This window comes from Cyclobacterium sp. L-R (genome assembly GCF_056859355.1).
The window spans coordinates 37,207-58,492 of record NZ_JBSXOH010000098.1 but is presented as its reverse complement, the minus strand read 5'-3'; the positions used below and the strand labels follow the sequence as shown (position 1 = coordinate 58,492).

The following is a 21,286-nucleotide window of genomic DNA, read 5'->3' as shown; positions in this document are numbered from 1 at the left end:
AGATTTATTGTGTGTTAAACCAGATTAATTTGTAGTTTAATGGGGATTTTATCACCAAAATGCGACTACATTGATTACTTGTTTCTTAACTAATTAGATTTATAAAAACGTCTATTATAGTTTGACCCGAGAGTGCGGTCTATTGAGATTGCTTGTTCTATTGCAGTTAAATTTTTATCCTAGAAAAACTTTAATTGAAGAAAATGATTACCTCATCTATTTTTGAAAAAATCCCAAAAATTGATCTCCTGAATTTTTTAAAATCTCACTTTAATGAAGGAATATTGAGTTTTACAAAAGAGGAGGAATGGAATGCCGAATGTAATGAGGACATGTTGGCTACACTTGGTTTTTCTGAAGATAGTGGGCTGTTTCCTGGTCTATTTAATTTAATGGAGATTGGAGAAAAAGAACTTTTAATTGCTTTTTTAGAGAGAGCCGAATCTGAGGCCATTCAAAATTATACGATTAAGCTTCACTCGATGAATGGAAAGGTAATGACTTTGAAGCTAAATGGGTTTGGCCTTCCTGATTCCAATGCAGAGAAAGCAAGTGAATTTATTTTTTTTATTGAGAACTTAACTGAAGCTATAGAGAAGGAGAGTTTTCATTACCAATGTAACCTCAAATCCAAGATTTGGTATTGGAGCATCGATCTCGAGAATAATTTACCTGAATGGAGTGAGGTTACCCGTCTTATTCATGAAGTGCCGGATGATTATGTGCCATCGATGGAAGAAGCACTTGACTTTTATAAAGAAGGGAAAAGTAGAGAGGCTATTAAGAAGGCATTTGATAATACTTTAAAGACAGGAGAATCTTATGAGCTTGATCTAATATTAATTACTTATACCAAAAAAGAAAAATGGGTAAGGGCAATTGGTCAGGCAGAATTTATTGATGGAAAGCCCGTAAGAGTCTTTGGAACTTTTCAAGATATACATAGTAAGAAAATTGCTCAGTTAAATTGGGCTGCTGAACAAGAAAAATTTAAATATGCGGTACAGGGGACTAATTTGGGCATTTGGGAGTGGGATATTCAAACTGGTGAGACCATATTTAATGATAGGTGGGCGGAAATTCTCGGGTATAAAGTAAGTGAATTAGAGCCTCTTAATTTTCAAACTTGGGTGGACTTAATGGATCCTGAGGACTTGAAAGTTGCAGAAACCAATTTGAAAGCCTGTTTTGAAGGGAAAACCGATTATTATGAATGTGAATTCAAAATGAGGCATAAGGATGGATCCAGCAGGTGGATTCATGCAAGGGGGAAGGTAATATCCTACACAGATGATGGTGAGCCAAAAATAATGTTTGGAACCCATCAGGACATTAATTTCTCAAAGTTAAAGGTCCAAAAACAAGCTATTTTTATTTCACAGGCACCTATTGCAATAGCAATGTTTGATAGGGAAGTTAAATACCTGGCAGTCTCCGAAAAATGGTTGTCAGATAATAAAATTGAAGACCAGTCTGTGATAGGGCGGTCTCATTATGAAGTTTTTCCTGAGATAGATGAGGATTGGAAAAGAATCCATAGGGAATGTCTTGCGGGTGCAACCAGAAGTAAAAAAGAGGATAAATTTGTAAAAGATGATGGTACTGTTCAGTGGTTGTCTTGGGAAGTGAAGCCTTGGTATGATGAGGAAAACAATATTGGAGGTATAATCATGAATACTGAGGATGTTACAGAAAATAAGATTGTGAGCGAAAAGCTATCGATTTCTTTAAATGCCTTTCAAAGGAATTTTGAGAATGCGGGGATTGGAATGGCCATCGTGTCTATAGAAGGGAAATGGCTTAATGTCAATGACAAAATCTGTGATATGATTGGATACAGTAAGTCAGAATTTCAAGAACTGACTTTCCAAGACATAACCCATCCTGATGATTTGGCTTCTGATCTAGCTTTCCTTAAAGAGGTAATAGCCGGTAAGAGGCAGACCTATCAGGTACAGAAAAGGTATGTTCATAAAATGGGGCATGAAGTTTCTGCCATTTTAGTCGTTTCGGTTGTGAAAGATACCAATAATAAAATCTTGTATTTTATCTCGCAACTTATAGATATCACGGCCTTAAAAAATGCGCAAAACCAAATTTCTACGCTTCTCCAAACAACACAGAAACAAAATGATCGCTTGAAAAATTTCGCTCACATAGTTTCTCATAACTTAAGGTCACACTCTTCAGGAATGAACATGTTACTTGAGTTATTGGAATTTGAGCACCCAAATTTATTTGACATGGAGATTATTGGTTTACTTAAAAAAGGAGGAGTCAATCTTTCAGAAACCATTGAACACTTAACAGAAATAGTAAACATAAACTTAAATGAGACTGCGGAATTGGAGCGTGTAGAATTGTCTAATATTATAAATAAAACGATTGAGAGTGTTTACCCTATCGCCATGCAGGAAGGAGTGGAGATAATAAATGAAGTGAAAAGTGAAGTGCATGTGTCAGGTTTTTCGGCATATATTGAAAGTATAGTGCTAAATTTTGTCACGAATGGGATTAAGTACAAGTCGCAAGAAAGAGATAGTTATTTAAAAGTTCGCCTAAAATTTCACGAAGATACAGTTGAAATTCAATTTGAAGACAATGGTTTAGGAATTGACCTTGAAAAAAATGGAGAATCTTTGTTTGGTATGTACAAGACTTTTCACAGACATAAGGACTCTAGAGGAATAGGCCTATTTATCACTAAAAATCAAATTGAGAGTATCGGTGGAAGTGTGAGTGTGGAAAGTAAAGTAGGAGAAGGGGCGCTATTTAGCGTGTTTCTTCTTAAAGATGATAAAAATTAATAACACTTTGATGTTAAGTGATAAAAGTTGAGAACAGAGCAGTTGTTTGCATTCATCTGCTTAAAAATAAAAGCATAAAAAAAGCCATGGTAACATTGTTAACCATGGCTTTTTTTATGCTTGAAGTTTTATCTCTTATCTTAGATTAGAAGGAGAACACACCTGCGACTAAGAATGAAGCTAAATTTTTAGAGCTTTGGTAATCATTGTTGATAAAGAAATTATCAGACATCATATCCAGTCTAGTTTCTGGGATAATGGTAAAGTTATCTGTGATTTTGATGTTTCCAGAAAGGGTGCCTGCTACCACTCTGCCATCACCAACTGTATTTAAACCAACAACACCATCAAGTCCATCATTGAATACTTTGAAATATTCTCCTCTTGCTCCAAGGGAAAATTTATCAGAAGTGGCAAATTGTAAGTAACCAGCAACTCCATAAAAACCATATCCATCTCCTGTGGCATCCTGTATAGATGTACCACTATACATTTGGCCAGCAGCGGTAGTGTTATAGGTAGTGTTAAGTCCTAGATACAAGGTTTCTGTGACGTCATAACCAGCTGTAAGGTCGATTTGAAAAGTGTTTCCCATAGAGCTTGGACCGAAAGAAGGTAAAGTGTTCATATCTAGTTTTCCATCTTGGTCTCCATACAATACGTTTAAGTATGTTCCACCTGCATCAGTAGAATAACCCAGTTGCCCACCAAATGTGTAAGAACCGTAAAAGTTGAATTCCGTCATATCTGTAGGATTCATGATAGCAGCCATTAAAGACCAGTTGTCAGAAAGCTGGAAGTCAGCTTTTAGTCCTGTATGCGAGAATGGTCCATATGAAAACATATAAGAAGTGGAGTAGTTGAAGTTTCCAGTTGGAGAAATAACTTCATAGCCTAAATAAGTGTTGAAATTACCAAGCGTGAAAGTAACCGCATCACTTACATTGTAGTACATGTAAAGTTGGTTTACAATTTGAGAACTACCGGCCATTCCACCAGCGTAAAGCGGAGATCCGAAAACGGCATCTTCCCCTCTAGGTCCGAAAACCAAATCAGCAACAAAACCGACTTTTTCACCTTCATAAGTGGCAATTACATTTGCCATTCCCAATGAAAATCCAGATAAGTTGGCAAATGAAGTGGCAGGAGCCTGCGCAGCATCACCCTTGTTCGGTGCATTTAAATTACTTCTAAAGTAGGCGTCTACTGAGCCTGAAAGTGCAAATTTTGATTGGGTTTCTTCTGTCTCCTGAGCCAAGATAAATGTAACTGGCAATAAAAATAGGATTGTTAATATTGTATAAAATCTTTTCATCTGTATTTTGATTGAATTTGAAAATATAATTAGAACCAATGGGTGCCTGCTCTTCTAGTTTGTGCTTAGAATCGCAGGACCCTGGTTAAAGTTTTGATTGAAATCTATTCGTCATAAACGATAGTGTAACCTCTGATACCGTGCTCATGACTATCAAGTCCGGATATCTCATGTTCTTCAGATACTCTTATTCCTATTGTCTTCTTCAATACGAAAAAGATAGCAAGTGCAGAAAAGAAGGCTACCACGCCACAGATAACGATACCTATTAGTTGAGTTAAAACGGTGTGCTCAGGATTGTTAGAGAAAATACCAACTGCTAAGGTTCCCCAAATACCGCAAGTAAGGTGGACAGAAACAGCACCAACCACATCATCAAGTTTTAATTTGTCAAGTAAGATTGCTGACAATACCACAAGTATACCTGCAATAAAGCCTATCAATAGTGCGTATATGGGATTGATAACATCAGCGCCTGCTGTTATACCAACTAGTCCAGCGAGGATTCCATTCAATACCATCCCTAAATCAAGTCGTTTGAAAGCGATATAGGCAGCGAAAAAACCTCCTAGTCCACCTGCACAAGCCGCAAGAGATGTTGTTACAAGTACGAAAGACACTAATCCAGGATCAGCAGAAAGAACAGAGCCTCCATTAAATCCAAACCAACCTAACCAAAGTAGGAAAACACCAATCACTGCCAAAGGAACACTTGATCCTGGCTTTTCTATTGTTTTACCATTTACATATTTACCTATACGAGGACCTACCATAATAACTCCAGCTAATGCTCCCCAGCCACCTACAGAATGAACCAAAGTTGAACCTGCGAAATCATAAAAGCCCATGGCGTCAAGAGCTCCTCCGCCCCATTTCCAGCTACCAATTATTGGATAAACCATTCCAACAAAGATCACTGTGAAAATTAGATAAGCCCAAAGCTTAACTCTCTCTGCAATAGCGCCTGATACAATTGTAGCGGCAGTAGCAGCAAACATGGCTTGAAAAAGAAAGTCTGTCCAGTAAGTGTATCCAGCGTCTGCATATTCAGTGCTAACATCTGCACTTGCAGGGCTAAACCAGAACATGCTCCATCCGGCACTGTCAAAACCAAACCAACCTGGAACGTCAAATCCAGGGTACATTAGGAAAAAGCCAAGTAAGCCGTAAGACAAAATACCTATAATAGGTGTTACTGTATTTTTAAAAAGAATATTAACAGTATTTTTTGCCTGGCCAAAACCAGCTTCTACACCGGCAAACCCAAGGTGCATAATGAATACAAGAGCCGTAGCCAGCATCATCCAAACATTGTTTGTTGTAAGGAGGTTCTGAGCGATTGCGTCGGCATAGTCAACTCCACTAGAACTGACTTGTAATAAAGGTGGTAAAATGTTTTTCATAGATTCCAAAGAATTAATGTGTTACAGGTTGAATTTTTACTTTCAATTTTAATTCGATACAAATTTAGACAATTAATAGTCAAAAAAACAACTAATTTATTTCTGATAAGTGTAAAATTTACAAAACAAGGGTTAAAAATGACCTTAAAAATAGATTTATTATGTTTTAAAATGTATTCAAGGGTAATATTACACCTTATATTTTTCAATACTAATATTTGTAAAAAACGAGTTGTATAGAATATATAAGTGGTAATGTTTGTTTTCTGCAATACATATAATGGATTTATAATAAAAAAACCATCACCTATTTTGAATAAGTGATGGTTTTTAAGTGTTCAGTATTGTCCAGGAGATTGGTATTATTCCAATAAAAAATTTATTTTCCTATTTTTTTAAAATAATTGCAATAACTTTAACTATTAAGAATTTTAATTCCGTTTTTAATAGCTGTTTTGCAATGAAAGTAGGGATTTGTTATTGATTTTAAAACATATGTTATTGTTGTAGGAGGGCAAATTCTTTAGCAAAGTAGGTGAGAATGACTTTTGCTCCGGCTCTTTTTATACTAAGTAATGACTCAGTCATTGCCCTTTCGCCATCCAGCCAGCCATTGGCAGCAGAAGCTTTGATCATGGCGTATTCACCACTTACGTTATAAGCTGCTATTGGGAGGGGAAACTGGTCATGCAATAGTTTAATGATGTCTAAATAGGCTAGGGCCGGCTTCACCATTAGAAAATCTGCGCCTTCATCAAAATCCAATTGGCCTTCAATCAAAGCCTCCTGGCTATTTGAAGGATCCATTTGGTAAGTTTTTTTGTCTCCAGCTTTAGGGGCAGAGTCTAGTGCATCTCGGAAAGGGTTGTAAAAAGCGCTTGCGTACTTTGCTGTATAAGACATAATCGATACGTCTTGGAAACCATTTTTATCAAGTAATCTTCTCAAATAGCCTACTCGTCCATCCATCATGTCGGATGGGCCTATTATGTCTGCACCAGCCCTTGCTTGGGCAAGAGTCATTTCCCCTAAAATTTCCAGAGTTTCATCGTTCAGTATTTTCCCATTCTCGACAAGTCCGTCATGTCCATCTATACTATAGGGATCCATGGCTACATCTGTCATAACGCATGCTTCCGGGAAAGTTTGCTTAATGGTAAAGAGTGCTTTTAAGTAAAAGGTGTCTTCTCGATGGCTTTCTGTAGCCCATCGATCTTTTTTATCTTCAGTATATGCTGGGAAAATATCAAAGGTAGTGATGCCTAATTTAAGGCAGCTTTCAATTTCTATTAACATTTGATCCAAGGAATACCGATATATTCCAGGCATAGACTTTACGGGTACCTTCTGGTTGATTCCATCAATTAAAAACAATGGTAGAATAAAATCTTTGACAGACAGTCTAGTTTCTTCAATCAACGCACGAATAGCTGGAGATTTTCTATTTCTTCTGGGCCTTCTCAACATGGCTTTTGTTTTAAGGTTAGGTATTTAATAGTATTGGTATAATTGATCACTCTCCTACTAAAAAGGGAGCTTATTAGGTATTCCTTATCGTAAAAGTTGATCTACAGTTTGTAGATCAATTTCTGAATAGTCATTAATATACAACTGACAAGGAGGTAGATCTTCTTTGGCATGTGAAGAGAGAACCCCAACCACTTGCATCCCCGCATTGATGGCGGCAGAAACCCCTGAAAAAGAATCTTCGAAAACCAGACAATTTGCAGGGTTTACATCCAGTAATTTTGCGGAGGTGAGGTAGACTTCAGGGTCAGGCTTGTGGTTCTTAACATTCTCACTAGCTAAAATTGATTCCATATTAGGTGAAAATTTCAGGTGACCCATGATGAGATCTAAATTGGCTCTCGGTGCTGAAGTAGCCACACCTGTACGGTACCCCTCATTTTTTAATCCTTGGAGAAATGGAAGGAATTCTGGGATCGTTTTAATATTGTCTGCATATATTTCTCTAAACAGGCCTTCTTTTTCATTTTCAAGGTTTGTGAATTCTTCCCCTACAATTTCTCTCCCTAAGAAATGGTTGAAAATGTACTTGTTACTTTTGCCGTACATGTGTTTTTCGAATTCTTCTTCAGTGGGGTTGAGTCCCCTTTTTCCAAAAAACACTTTAAAGGCTTCAGAGTGAAAGGGGTTGGTGTGGCAAATCACACCATCCATATCAAAAATTACCGCTTGGTTTCTCATTTTTAGCTTTTCAGGATTTTTTAAAATTTAAAATTGTGCGTTCAATGATGTCACAGCAATCATGAAGTTCTTCTTCAGTCATTACAAGTGGAGGGGCAAAGCGGATAATATTTCCATGAGTAGGTTTGGCGAGGAGTCCATTGTCTTTTAACCCGACACAAATGTCCCAGGCTGTTGTACTGTCTGCAGTGTCATTGATCACTATAGCATTTAATAAGCCACGACCTCTTACGAGCTTGATGAGTTGGGTCTTCATTATTAGCTGATCCATGCGTTTCCTAAATATATCCCCCAAATGCCGGGCATTTTGTGCTAATCTTTCGTTTTTCACGACTTCCAGTGCAGCGATGGCTACTTTTGCGCCTAGTGGGTTACCTCCAAAGGTGGACCCATGCTGTCCTGGATGGATAACCTCCATAATGGTATTGTTGGCAAGTACAGCAGAAACAGGGAAAAAGCCACCGGAAAGTGCCTTTCCAAGAATTAGGATGTCAGGTTCTACATAGCTGTCTTGTTTTTCGCAATGTCCTTGACAGCTGCAATTCCCACAAACGGCAAGTAAAGAACCTGTTCTAGCTATGCCGGTTTGTATTTCGTCCGCCATTAACAATACATTGTGTTCCTTGCAAAGTTTTTTGGCTTCTTTAATATAGTCTTCGTTAGGGGTGATTACACCCGCTTCCCCTTGGATCGGTTCTATTAGAAAGCCGACGGTGTCAGGATTATTGATTAGCACCGCACTGAGTGCTTCCAGATCGTTGTAAGGGATTTGTATAAAACCTGGTGTATAAGGCCCAAAATTATTACGTGCATCTTCATCTGTGGAAAAAGAAACAATAGTAGTGGTCCTACCATGAAAATTTTCTTTGGCAACAATTATTTTAGCTTGATGTGGTTGTACTGCTTTTTTATCGTATCCCCATTTTCTAGCAATCTTGATGGCTGTCTCTACGGCTTCCGCTCCAGTATTCATTGGGAGTACTTTGTCAAAACCGAAATAGGAGGTGATGTATTCCTCATAAGGCCCTAGTGTGTCATTGTAAAATGCCCTTGATGTTAAGGTGAGTGTTCCGGCTTGTTCTACAAGAGCATCTTTTATTTTAGGATGGCAATGTCCTTGATTTACAGCAGAATACGCAGAGAGAAAATCGTAGTATTTTTTACCTTCTACATCCCAAAGGTAAACCCCTTCGCCTTTACTAAGGACCACTGGCAAGGGGTGGTAATTGTGTGCACCAAATTTATTTTCTAGCTGAATGGCTTCCTGACTTGAGCTGATTTTCTTCATTCTGGATTCCTTTTTTTTGTTCAATTTAAATATATATTTGCAGCACAATTGCACTGTTTGGCAAATATAATAAAAGGGTTTTGGAATCATTAATCAAAACCAAAAACTTGGAGCGCAGGGATTTATTAAATAATTATGGGGTACACTTTTGTTATTTAATGAAATCTTCCGATATTTGCAAACCCAATTGAAAAAAGTCAATCATTACTGGATACATATATATCATGGCAAAAATTTGTGACATTACTGGAAAAAGGCCTCAGGTAGGAAATAACGTATCACACGCCAATAATAAAACTAAGCGTAGATTTTACCCTAACCTGCATAAGAAGAGCTTTTATATCCCTGAAGAAGACGCATGGATCACTTTAAAGGTGTCGTCCTCAGCTTTGAGAACGATAAATAAAAAAGGAATCAGCGCTGTATTAAAAGAGGCGCAGAAAAAAGGAGAGATTATTATTAAATAAGACTTGCCTCACACCAATATTAAAATAACAGGAAATGGCTAAGAAAGGTAATAGAGTTCAGGTGATTTTAGAGTGCACTGAACATAAAACAAGTGGAATGCCCGGGACTTCTCGGTACATCACTACTAAGAACAGAAAAAACACTACAGAAAGGTTGGAACTTAAGAAATTCAACCCCATCTTGAAAAAGGTGACTGTTCACAAGGAAATCAAGTAATCACACAACCCAAGGGTAAAACGATAATATTATGGCTAAGAAAGTAGTAGCAACACTGAAAAAAGAAGGTGGCGTGACTTATGCCAAGGTAATTAAGGCAGTTAGATCTGAAAAAACTGGAGCTTATACCTTTAAAGAAGAAATGGTGCCAAGCCAAATGGTTCAGGAAATCCTGAAGAAATAAGGTTTTCAAGGCATACAAAACTTTTACTATCCCTTTCGGTTCCATCCGAAAGGGATTTTTGCGTATATTCGTCTCAGATTTAAAAAATTATGGGAATATTTGATTTTTTTTCTAAAGAGAAAAAAGAAAGTTTAGATAAGGGACTGGAAAAATCCAGCGATAACCTATTTTCAAAACTAGGAAAAGCCATTGTAGGCAAGTCTAAAGTGGATGAAGACATTTTGGATGAGTTAGAAGAGATTCTTATCACATCCGATGTTGGGGTAGATACTACCATTAAAATCATCCAACGAATCGAGGAGAGGGTTGCTAGAGATAAATATATAAGCACCGGAGAACTTGATGTCTTGCTTAGGGAAGAGATTGCCGGCTTGTTAGAAGAGAACAATACTCAAGATCTTGGTAGTTTTGATCTTCCTACCGACAAAAAGCCTTACGTTATTATGGTGGTAGGAGTCAATGGTGTAGGGAAAACCACTACTATTGGAAAATTGGCCCATCAATTTAAGCAAGCAGGCAAGTCGGTTGTACTTGGTGCTGCTGATACTTTTAGGGCTGCAGCAGTGGATCAGTTGATCCTTTGGGGAGAGCGCGTAGACGTCCCTGTTATTTCGCATGGAATGAATACAGACCCAGCTTCGGTAGCATTTGATACTGTCAAAAAGGCCGTAGAAATGAAGGCTGATGTGGTAATTGTAGATACCGCGGGAAGATTGCATACCAAAGTAAACTTAATGAACGAGCTTACTAAAATCAAAAGAGTGATGCAAAAGTTTATCCCAGATGCTCCACATGAAATTTTACTGGTTCTTGATGGGTCTACTGGTCAGAATGCTTTTATTCAAGCCAAGGAATTCACGAAAGCAACTGAAATTAGTGCGCTTGCTATCACCAAATTAGACGGTACAGCCAAGGGTGGAGTGGTAATTGGAATCTCGGACCAATTTAAAATACCAGTGAAATACATAGGTGTAGGGGAGAAGATGAGTGACTTACAGGTTTTTAATAGGAAAGAATTTGTTGATTCATTGTTCCGAAAAAAACAGTAATTTTTTTAAATAAAATAACGGCGGAACTTTGATTTAGGACATTGGAGGGTGCTTGAGTTAGGATTAATAATATTTTTTCACCTACTGATTTAATAAAGAACTACCTTTAATTTTTGTTATTGAAGCAGGCTTAAGTTAAAAAAGAAGAGCGTAGTTTTGAGATAAATTTATCTCTGTACAGGTAAGTGCAGTATGGCTATTTGATCGAAAAACAGTACATTTATCGTTCATTAATTATACTCCCATGTACTTCATTTCAACAAGACTTGTGCTACTTCTGTTAGCCATTAATGTTTTCAATTCTTTTGAAAGTAAAGCTCAAGATCAAAAGCCAAATATTATATTTATTCTTACTGACGACCAAAGGTGGGATGCCTTAGGCTATTCAGGGAATGATTTAATCCATACACCTGAGATGGATAAATTGGCTCAAGAAGGAACTTATTTTCAAAATGCATTGGTGACTACACCTATTTGCGCTGCAAGTAGAGCGACCATTTTTACTGGTTTATATGAACGTAGCCATGCTTACACTTTTCAAACAGGCCCGATAAAATCAGCCTATATGGAAACGGCCTATCCGAAATTGCTCAAAGAGGCAGGTTATAAAGTAGGATTTTTTGGCAAATTTGGTGTTAACTATAAAGATTTGGATGGCTTGTTTGATTCCTTCGAATCCTATGACAGGAATGGGAGATTTTCAGATCGACGTGGCTATTATTACAAAACCATTGGAGCGGATACCGTACACCTGACACGTTATACTGGACAGCAGGCACTTGATTTTATTGATGAAGCAGATGCTGATCAGCCTTTCTGTCTTTCTCTTTCTTTTAGTGCACCACATGCTCATGATTCCGCAGAAAAACAATACTTCTGGCAAGATGAGACAGCTCCACTACTTGATGGGGTAACTATCCCTAAGGCGAAAATATCTGAAGATCGTTATTTTGATGCTCAGCCTGAGATTGTTAAAAGCGGATTTAATAGGCTTAGGTGGACTTGGAGGTACGATACACCAGATAAATACCAGCATAGTGTAAAAGGTTACTACCGAATGATCTCTGGGATTGATCTTGAAATTGCTAAAATTAGAAAACAATTAAAAGCCAAAGGGATGGATAAAAATACCGTCATCATCCTGATGGGAGACAATGGCTACTTTTTGGGCGAGCGTCAATTGGCTGGGAAATGGTTGTTGTACGACAATTCAGTCAGGGTACCATTGATCGTTATGGATCCAAGATTGAAAAAACAATCAGACTCCAAAGAAATGGCAGCCAATGTGGATGTTCCTTCTACGATATTGGATTTGGCTGGAGTTGATGTTCCATCGGGATATCAAGGAAAGAGCTTGGTTCCAGTGATCAAAGGAGAAAAGCTTAATAGAGATACTGTATTAATAGAACATCTATGGGATTTTGATAACATACCACCAAGTGAGGGACTTAGAACTGCAGAATGGAAGTATTTTCGCTATATTAATGACCAATCAATAGCCGAAATGTATAACCTGGCGGAAGATCCGATGGAAATAAACAACTTGGCAAAGGATCCTCGATATGCTAGTAAAGTGGCGCAATTTGACAAAAAATTGGACGCCATGACAGCTGAGTTCTCGGACAATACTACGGCTGCCCCAATCAATAGGCATATCGAAATGGTAAGGAAACCATCTGAAAAAATACTTATTGATAAAACCCCTGATTTTGGCTGGCAGGTGCCAGAAGGATTGGACTTTCAATCGGCTTATCAAATATTGGTCAGTAGCTCAGCAGAGAAGAGTAAGAAAAATATTGGAGATGTTTGGAACAGTGGAAAAGTTTTGGGTGGCGAGGTGTCTGATATTGCTTATATGGGACCTGAACTGACGGAAGGTAAGGCTTATTATTGGAAGGTGAGGATTTGGGACGAGGACAATCGGACAGGAAGGTATTCAGACAGTCAAAGTTTTCAGGTAGGGGAACCTGATAATTACATTTCCACAGGTAATATATTTGAGAAGGAAGAAATCTCTCCAAAATCAATTCAAAAAGTAGCAACCAATACCTGGCTGGTTGATTTTGGAAAAGCTGCTTTTGCAAACTTATCATTCGATTATCAAGCCTCAAAAAATGAGATCTTAACCGTGAGGATAGGTGAACAACTCAAAGAGGGAAGGTTAAATGCTGAACCTCAAGGGAATATTAGATTTGAGGAGATAGAAGTTAAAGTTAGTCCCGGTCAAACTGCATATACCTTGGCATTGCCAAAAGACAAAAGAAATACTGGGCCTGCTGCCGTTGCCCTTCCTGATAGTTTTCCTGTGTTACTCCCATTCCGTTATGTGGAAATTGTAGGAGAAAAGAAACCACAAGGGCTTACTCAAGAAGCTTATTTTAGTTTTTTTGATGGCAGTCAAAGTAGTTTTAGCAGTTCAGACACTGTTTTGAATCAAGTGTGGGAGCTATGTAAGTACTCCATGAAGGCCACTTCTTTCGCCGGAATATATGTAGACGGTGACAGGGAGAGAATTCCTTACGAAGCGGATGCCTATATCAATCAGCTTAGTCACTATGCTGTAGATTGGGAATACCCAATTGCCAGAAGGACCATTGAGTATTTTATGGAAAACCCTACTTGGCCCACCGAGTGGCAATTGCATGTAGCCTTGATGTTTTACGAGGATTATATGTACACAGGAAATACAGAGCTTATAGAAAAATATTATGATAAACTGAAGCATAAAACGCTAATGGAATTGGCGAGGGAAGATGGCTTAATTAGTTCAGCAAATGCAAGTCCTGAATTCATGAAAAAGCTCGGTTTTAAGGATCCCAAAATCAAAATGAAAGACATTGTTGACTGGCCACCAGCACAGAAGGATACAGGTTGGAAGTTAGCGACTGCGGAAGGAGAAAGAGATGGATTTGTCTTCACTCCAATCAATACAGTAATCAATGCATTGTACTTCCGTAACCTGGAAATCATGGGTGAATTTGCTCGTCTTCTTAATAGAAATGATGAAGCCAGAGAATACGAATTGATGGCCATTAAAGTAAAAAAGGCTGTCAATGAAAAACTAATGGATCCTGAAAAAGGGATTTATCTAGACGGTGAAGGTGCAGGTCATTCCTCACTTCACGCCAATATGATGCCTTTGGCATTTAATATGGTGCCGGGAGAAAATGTGGATGCAGTGGTCGATTTTATAAAATCTAGAGGGATGGCCTGTAGTGTTTATGGTTCCCAATACCTAATGGATGGCTTGTACAATGCTGGTGAAGCAGACTATGCTCTAGAACTGATGACTGCTACCCATGACCGGAGTTGGTGGAACATGATTGCTATTGGATCAACAGTAACTTTGGAGGCTTGGGACATGAAGTACAAGCCTAACTCAGATTGGAACCATGCCTGGGGAGCTGTGCCAGGAAATATTGTTGCACGAAAAATGTGGGGAATTCAACCCAAATCTCCAGGTGCAGCATTATTGGAAATAAAACCTCAATTAGGAAGCTTGACAGAAACGGAAATAACCGTTCCCTTTATCACTGGGAAGGTTAGTGCTTCTTATAGAAAAGTAAATAATCGTTTGCAACGCTATGTTTTTGAATTGCCTGCCAATGTTTCTGCAGAGTTAATTCTTAAATACAATGCCAATGATGCCATCTCCCTTAATGGTGAAAAAGTCAATACCCGTTTCGGATCTATTCGACTTTCTCCTGGGAAAAATGAAATAGAATTGCAGGTCAATTCATTTTAATTGGGATTGAAGTGCCTACTAGCTAAAGGTTAACCTTCAGCAAGTAGGCACAAGTAAAAAATTAAAAGAATTGAGCTGGGTTTTGGCTTTAATAAAAATTTCAATAGCGTATTATCCGCAGGTTTCATCTTTTTCATCCTGCTTATTTAAATCGCTTTACATGGCTAGGTTGAATAAATATTGCGAACCTATTTTGGCTTGTTAAAGAATAATTATGGCAGCACATCACCACCACCATCAATCCGGTAAAAATCTAAAAATTGCGTTTTTTCTAAATCTGGGGTTTACCCTTTTGGAAATCGTTGGAGGGCTATTTGTAAATAGTATTGCCATTATTTCTGATGCAGTTCATGATTTGGGAGACAGTCTGTCACTTGGTACTGCCTGGTATTTGGATAAAAAGTCCAAACAAGGCTCGGATAAAAAATTTTCTTTTGGTTACGCCCGGTTTTCGCTATTGGGGGCACTAATTAATAGCATTGTATTGATAGGCGGGTCAATTTATGTGATTAGTGAGGCATTTGGTCGCTTACTGAATCCTGAACAAGCAGATGCGAAAGGGATGTTTTATTTTGCAGTTATTGGTGTCCTTGTTAATGGATATGCGGCCTGGAAAATGAGCGGGGGAAAAACATTGAACGAGAAAGTGGTTTCCTGGCATCTACTAGAGGATGTACTAGGCTGGGTGGCCGTTATGATAGTCGCAATCGTGTTGAATTTCAAGGATATCCCTTTTCTAGATCCAGCACTTTCCTTGCTTATTACGGCCTATATTCTTTGGGGTGTAGTTGGAAGATTGAAGGAGACCCTGTACGTATTTTTACAGGGAGTGCCAAAGGAAATCGACTTGGTTAAAATTGAAAAGGAATTGCTTTCGATTGAGCACGTACAGTCCCTACATCATACCCATATTTGGTCCCTGGAAGGGGAGCATCATGTTTTTTCTACTCATTTGAAACTGGAGCGAATCAGCTCTTTTGAAAAATTATTAGAAGTGAAAAATGAAGCGAAGGCTCATTTGAAAAAATACCATTTCAAACATTTCACCATAGAGACTGAATTAGATATTGAAAATTGTGAGCTGGGCTCAGAATAAATCCAATCCTGTCTACATTTTTTGTTACCATTATAAATAACTTACCTCCTAAATTATTTATATTGAAAAAAGGATATAGGGCAAACGTTAGAATTTTGTAGTGATTTCTGATTTTGTAACGTGTTAAACCCGAAATAGGTAATAGACGATCTATTACGTGCTGAAATCGCTTTAAAATCAGCCACTTTGTTGCTGTTTTCAATTTCACCATAGCGGTGCTATGCTAAAATATCCAAACAGCCTGATTTTCTTGCGATTGCCACACTTCCCGTAAACACGGGACAGGCTATCACTAATCCTATTACATAATCCGGGTTAAAACGTTGAAAGACAGAGAAAAAAAGAATTAATATCTGTAATATTTTTTATATTGAATTCCATAATGCGGAATAGCGAATAGAAGCTATAAAGGCATTTGAAAAAAAGATAATCCTGCCTAAGACTTACCGAAGAGCGACATTACTTAGCAGGTTCTTAAAAGCATGAAAAAATGTATTTTTCATAAATTTTATTAAAAAAATGAATTAGAATTGCCTATTTCAATAATAACCTAAAATACCATGCCATGAAACCCCTGAAAAAAGAAGACCTTAACCAAGAAGTTTTTGACCTCTATGATGATTATGCCCACAGTAGGATAGATCGCAGAGAATTTGTTAATAAGCTTTCCAACTTTGCAGTAGGAGGTTTAACAGTCGCCGCTATCATGGGTTTTTTGATGCCCAATTATGCCAAGACAAGTCGGTTTTCTGAAGCCGATCCTCGTCTAATTGAAGAGACCATTACTTATAAATCCCCAAAGGGAGCAGGCACCATGAAAGGATTACTTGTACGTCCAAAAGAGGTATCAGGGAAATTGCCGGGGATAGTTGTAGTGCACGAAAACAGAGGGCTTAATCCCTATGTTGAGGACACTGCGCGTCAGGCTGCTTTGGATGGGTTTATTGCTTTGGCACCTGATGCCTTGTCACCTATGGGAGGATACCCGGGTACAGATGATGAGGGTAGAACTATGCAAGGCAAAAGAGATAGAGAGGAAATGTTGCAGGATTTTATTGCAGGTTTTGAAACCTTGAAAACGCATGAGCAATGCACGGGTAAAGTAGGGGTAGTAGGGTTTTGCTTTGGAGGATGGGTTTCCAATATGATGGCAGTTAGGGTGCCTGATCTTTCGGCAGCTGTTCCATTTTATGGAGGTCAACCTACGGCAGAAGAAACTGCGGCCATAAATGCTCCCTTGATGTTACATTTTGCAGGCTTAGATACCAGGGTAAATGCAGGTTGGCCAGATTATGAGAAAGCGTTAAAGGCAAATGACAAAACCTATACGGCTTATATGTATCCTGAAGTTAACCATGGTTTCCACAATCATTCCACGCCTCGATATGATGAGGCTGCTGCAAAACTTGCCTGGGGAAGAACGATTGATTTTTTCAAAGAGCATTTGAAGTAGCGTTATTGTTTCCTATACCCAGAATGGAGGACATTGAAGATACAATGTAATTGCGCTTATTTGAGAGGTTTTTGGGAGAATTGTTGCCTTTTTTCGCAACAATTCCCCTAAAATGGTTTTGCATTTGTTTTTTTCAACCAATGGGTATACATTTTTTATCCCTACGGGGTTTATAATTTCTTTTTTTGGCTTTTAATCCAAATCTGATTCAGGATTCCACCTCCAATTGATAATTATTTTTTTTCTAACACTTGGAAAATCTTTTGCTAATTTCTTTTGAAACAGTTCACATTTGTTGGCAAATCGCTCTAATTCCTGTGCCTCTAATAAAATCCATTCAGTATTGTCTATTTGTGTTTGTTGCAATCCTCTTCTTCGCTGAATGCTTTCGTTTAAAGTAACAAGTACAGTAGGGATATCGATCAATACGGGGTGTCCGTTTTCATCACGTCGGATATGCAAGTTAAATTCTCTTGTTCTTAGCTTTACTTTTGCTTCCTTGTATTCAATCAGCTTACTTTCTTTGAGATTGCGGATATACTCATGACTGGCCATGTGCATTTTTATGGGGACCAGTATTTCAAAGCGCATATTTTCTCTTTCCTGATAGGTTAATAGATGGTATTTAAGGTTGCCTTTGTCGTCAATACCATCGGCTTCAGATACTTTCAGCTCAAAATTATCATTGTCCTCTTGTCGCATAAATACCTTGGGTAGGATCATTCCCATAAAATTTTTAAGGTAATTTTTCGAAAGACCTACTGCGGTGGGAATTTCGGCTATTGGGGAATCATAAAACCGGGTAACAGGATTAGGGAACCAATCGATTTCACCCAAAACATTGATTATAGCATCTATACTAGGCTTCAGAATTTTTTTCGATTCAGCTATGTCATCAAAGGGGAGTGCTGTGAACCGATAGGCCGCAATGTCAAATGGGGTTTGTTCTTGTTCAACAGATTGAGAACTGTTCTTTATTATTATTGAAGGTTTACCGAAGGAGTGATAAATTCCCAACTCGTACATCACATTAGGATTATTCCCGGTGATGTCTGCGACTAGGATGTCGGCTTGTTCCAAATAGAGAAGCACCTGGTCCATCACGGAGCCAATATTACCTTCATCTGGCGTAATAATTTCAAAACCATAGGGTTGAACAAGAGGAGCTACTATTTGATGCGCCAGCAACCGGAGCTTATCAATGTCCTTCATGGGTCCGATGACAAAACAGCGTTTTATTAATTCTTGACTAGACATATAGGAAGAAGTAAAAGATTATTCGGTATTTATTATAGCTTTAAGGAATTTAGGGATATTGCGAATTTGGTTTAAATCTTTTTCCTGTTCGGAAGGTTCAATGTCTTCAAATAGCAGTAAATCTATATGCAATTTTTGAGCTTTAAGCAAGTCTTTTCCACCGGGTTTATACCATAATTCCCTTAGGTCTTCGATCTCTTCCATAGTAAGGCCAGCGTCTTGTAAAGGCCTAAATCCCTTTAGAAGAAGTTCAGCACACCATCTTCTATGCTCGGTTTCACATAATGGAAGTTCATTTTCTGGAGTTATGACCACATCAGGCAATAATTCAAAGGTTTTTGGGTTAAATTTCCAGTCTATAATATGCCAAATGGACCTAATTTTGATCCACAGATGATCTGCAGCATTGCGATTGGATTCTTTTTCTTGTTCACTGGTTAGCAACCAAGCCTGTTCTATATTTAAGGAACTGTCTCCATATTTTTTTGTATACCAATAGGCAATTTGTTTGGGGAGGGCATCAAGTGCCCTGTCTCGAATGGCAACTGCTGAACATTCATCCAGTAAATTACCAAAACAAACCACAGGTATGTCGGGAGCAAGGCAATTGAAACGGTATTCTGTCGCCTTCTCTTCATTTTTATCTGGAAAATTGTAAAAACAGAAAACCTGTAGGTTACAATTTCTCTGTGTTTTAATAAAGTTAAGCTTGGGCAGTAATACAGACAATATCGCACCGGATTCGAACCCGTTTTCCAGGCATGCATATAGACTAACAATATGTTTTTCCTTTAATATTTGGGTAAATAAAAGGTTTTGGTTTGACAATAATTCACTGTCGGCATTCGGGAGCTCATGAAAAGACAAACTTTCATCTTCCCATAAATTTTCCTTAAGAAGGTTTAAATGATATTGTGAAGATGCGTGAGGGTTTAAAGCAGGATAATGCGATTCAAATTGAATTTTTTCTTCGTTGGCATTTTTACAAAACACACTTACTTTAAGCCGCTTCCCATAAGGGAAATGTCCAAGCCGAAGTGCACTTAAAACAATTTCTTGAGCCAATTTCCCAAAACCAAATACCACAACATGGGTGGCATTTGTACCCGGACTTTGGTAAAACCTATCAAAGGGATAATAGAGTTGGAGTCTTCTGGCGGTATTCTCATTGGTGTCAAAAACATGAATATTTGCCCAAAATTCTTTTCGTATATGGGTGGTTAAGAGCTGACGTTGACTTTTGCTTTGAATGTGTACATACCATTTTTGTTTTAGAGATCCGCTTGGTGTTAATCTATCCAATTCCAATGCTCCACGAATGTTTTTCGTGTCATCATCATCCATTAAGAATATTTCATTTGCGCTTTGGTAATGGACTTTTTTGAGGGTGTCTTCAGAATGAGACTGACCTTTTATAAGGATAACACCCATTCTGTCAACCTCCTCTGCAAATAACACAGAATCTGTTGAAACAAGCCATACTATTTTTTTTCTAGCTTGGCTTAAGTCCTTGATAAGGTCAAAACTCTTTTCTCCAGAGCCTATTACCAAAGTATAGCGAGCTTTATAGATCAATCTAAAAATACTCAGTCTTACCCTTTTCCATTCATTTCCTAGCGCCAGAAAAAAGGCGATCGCAAAGGCTGACATTGTTGTAATAAGCCCCAATAATCTAGCGACTTGAAGGCTAGTGGGTAAGTTCTTGGGCGATATAATTACTGATTCGCTTAAGGTCAAAAGATTAACAGCTTTGTAAAATGCGTTTTCACTGGTAATCCACGGGGAGATTTCCGAAAACCCCAAAGCTCCCAAGCTAATCGTTAAAACCACTAATATTATGGGCAAACAGAAGGATAGAAAAATTTTAGATTTTAAAAAATGTAATGAAATCCTTAGCCACTTTTTTACCAGTGATTCTTTTTTTTCCAAAGGTAATACCAGTTCAATCCAGCTAAAATGGACAGTAAATGGTATTCTTTGAAATTTTTCATTTCTAAAATTTAGGCTTTCTTTTAGGAGATTTGCTAGGGGATAAGGGTTTTGTTTTCGCGGAACGACCAATTGGTGGAGGGAAAACTTACGTTGGCTATTCAATGCTTTAAGAACAACTTCAGATGTGCCTCCTTTTTTACCATTGTATATACCATCCCAAAGTACCAACAAATGGTCGCTATTATGAACGAGAAAGTCCCCCAAAGCAACATACGATAATTGCGCTTCATTTTCGAGGAAATGATATGGAAGCACTTTTTTTTCTATACCATCGGGTAACGGTTCATCTTTATTCAGAATACTCCTTACGGCCACTACCCTGATTCCTAAGTCGAGAGCAACTTCTGCTGTTAAGCAGTCTGCGCCTTTAGCCATTCCCGTGTATAAAACTACATCTGATGGTAAAAGCCCCTTGGTGATTTTCTCTATTTTCTCTTTTATTCTTTTCTTAATAAAATTAAAATCTCCGGGTATAAGGTCTATGTGTCCGGAAATTCCAATTGAGAGTTTGGGCATAATTTTTATTTGTCATTGGTTGTCAGGGTAGTACAATATATAAAAGGTTTTGAAATAATCCTCTTCTTTAATCAGTAAAATTTGAATCTTTTGTGAGAGTTCCTTTGTATAAAATTCAGTTAACAAGTTTGTGTTTGAATGTTATTGGTAAATAAATATATCATGTTATAAGAGATGTGATTTATTTCAGTAGTTTCTATTTATAGGGTATTTTTTGTAAAATTGATCTAATTTATTTCTATTTCCGTATTTTGTATTTCTTTCAAAGTGCTTTTAATAAGGCCGAGAT

15 protein-coding genes are annotated in these 21,286 nt (G+C 37.9%); 8 read left to right on the top strand and 7 right to left on the bottom strand.

All coding sequences use genetic code 11. From position 1 onward, the window contains the following. Positions 1-203 precede the first annotated feature (203 nt). A complete protein-coding gene (locus tag AC13EX_RS23115) occupies positions 204-2,807 on the top strand; it encodes a PAS domain S-box protein (protein ID WP_482894522.1) in 2,604 nt (867 codons plus the stop codon). A gap of 145 nt (positions 2,808-2,952) precedes the next feature. On the opposite strand, the gene AC13EX_RS23110 is transcribed toward AC13EX_RS23115, so the two are convergent. From AC13EX_RS23110 to rocD, 5 genes are all read right to left on the bottom strand, one after another. Then, on the bottom strand, positions 2,953-4,122 hold the full coding sequence (locus AC13EX_RS23110; protein ID WP_048642283.1) for a porin: 1,170 nt from the start codon (positions 4,120-4,122) through the stop codon (positions 2,953-2,955). Between the two features lie 104 nt (positions 4,123-4,226). Next, positions 4,227-5,525, bottom strand: coding sequence for an ammonium transporter (locus tag AC13EX_RS23105; RefSeq protein WP_482894521.1), 1,299 nt, complete (start codon positions 5,523-5,525; stop codon positions 4,227-4,229). Positions 5,526-6,023: 498 nt separating this feature from the next. Continuing rightward, entirely contained in the window at positions 6,024-6,992 is a 969-nt protein-coding gene (hemB, locus tag AC13EX_RS23100) for a porphobilinogen synthase (protein ID WP_482894520.1), read from the bottom strand. A gap of 84 nt (positions 6,993-7,076) precedes the next feature. Then, a complete protein-coding gene (locus AC13EX_RS23095; protein WP_482894519.1) occupies positions 7,077-7,733 on the bottom strand; it encodes an HAD family hydrolase in 657 nt (218 codons plus the stop codon). 10 nt (positions 7,734-7,743) lie between these two features. Continuing rightward, positions 7,744-9,021, bottom strand: coding sequence for an ornithine--oxo-acid transaminase (gene rocD, locus AC13EX_RS23090; protein ID WP_482894518.1), 1,278 nt, complete (start codon positions 9,019-9,021; stop codon positions 7,744-7,746). Between the two features lie 224 nt (positions 9,022-9,245). Here rocD and rpmB point away from each other — a divergent pair, with 224 nt between their 5' ends. The 7 genes from rpmB (at position 9,246) to AC13EX_RS23055 (ending at position 17,232) form a co-directional block, all read left to right on the top strand. Continuing rightward, the gene (gene rpmB / locus AC13EX_RS23085) at positions 9,246-9,488 is read left to right on the top strand and encodes a 50S ribosomal protein L28 (protein WP_014020701.1); all 243 of its coding nucleotides are present in this window, start codon (positions 9,246-9,248) and stop codon (positions 9,486-9,488) included. Between the two features lie 34 nt (positions 9,489-9,522). Then, positions 9,523-9,705 (top strand): 50S ribosomal protein L33, encoded by a 183-nt coding sequence (gene rpmG / locus AC13EX_RS23080; RefSeq protein WP_014020702.1) that lies wholly within the window; start codon positions 9,523-9,525, stop codon positions 9,703-9,705. A 31-nt stretch (positions 9,706-9,736) separates the two neighbouring features. Then, complete coding sequence (locus AC13EX_RS23075; RefSeq protein WP_084011759.1) at positions 9,737-9,889, top strand: DUF4295 domain-containing protein; 153 nt, start codon at positions 9,737-9,739, stop codon at positions 9,887-9,889. An 89-nt stretch (positions 9,890-9,978) separates the two neighbouring features. Beyond that, positions 9,979-10,938: a signal recognition particle-docking protein FtsY gene (gene ftsY, locus AC13EX_RS23070; protein WP_048642287.1), complete on the top strand. Its 960-nt coding sequence runs from the start codon at positions 9,979-9,981 to the stop codon at positions 10,936-10,938. Between the two features lie 244 nt (positions 10,939-11,182). Next, entirely contained in the window at positions 11,183-14,683 is a 3,501-nt protein-coding gene (locus AC13EX_RS23065) for a sulfatase-like hydrolase/transferase (protein WP_482894517.1), read from the top strand. Positions 14,684-14,897: 214 nt separating this feature from the next. After that, complete coding sequence (locus AC13EX_RS23060; RefSeq protein ID WP_482894516.1) at positions 14,898-15,779, top strand: cation diffusion facilitator family transporter; 882 nt, start codon at positions 14,898-14,900, stop codon at positions 15,777-15,779. Positions 15,780-16,344: 565 nt separating this feature from the next. Continuing rightward, a complete protein-coding gene (locus tag AC13EX_RS23055) occupies positions 16,345-17,232 on the top strand; it encodes a dienelactone hydrolase family protein (protein WP_048642290.1) in 888 nt (295 codons plus the stop codon). Positions 17,233-17,424: 192 nt separating this feature from the next. On the opposite strand, the gene AC13EX_RS23050 is transcribed toward AC13EX_RS23055, so the two are convergent. Together AC13EX_RS23050 and AC13EX_RS23045 are read right to left on the bottom strand one after the other, a co-directional pair. Continuing rightward, on the bottom strand, positions 17,425-18,489 hold the full coding sequence (locus AC13EX_RS23050; protein WP_482894515.1) for an STING domain-containing protein: 1,065 nt from the start codon (positions 18,487-18,489) through the stop codon (positions 17,425-17,427). A gap of 18 nt (positions 18,490-18,507) precedes the next feature. Then, a complete protein-coding gene (locus AC13EX_RS23045) occupies positions 18,508-20,997 on the bottom strand; it encodes an NAD-binding protein (protein WP_482894514.1) in 2,490 nt (829 codons plus the stop codon). Positions 20,998-21,286 lie beyond the last annotated feature (289 nt).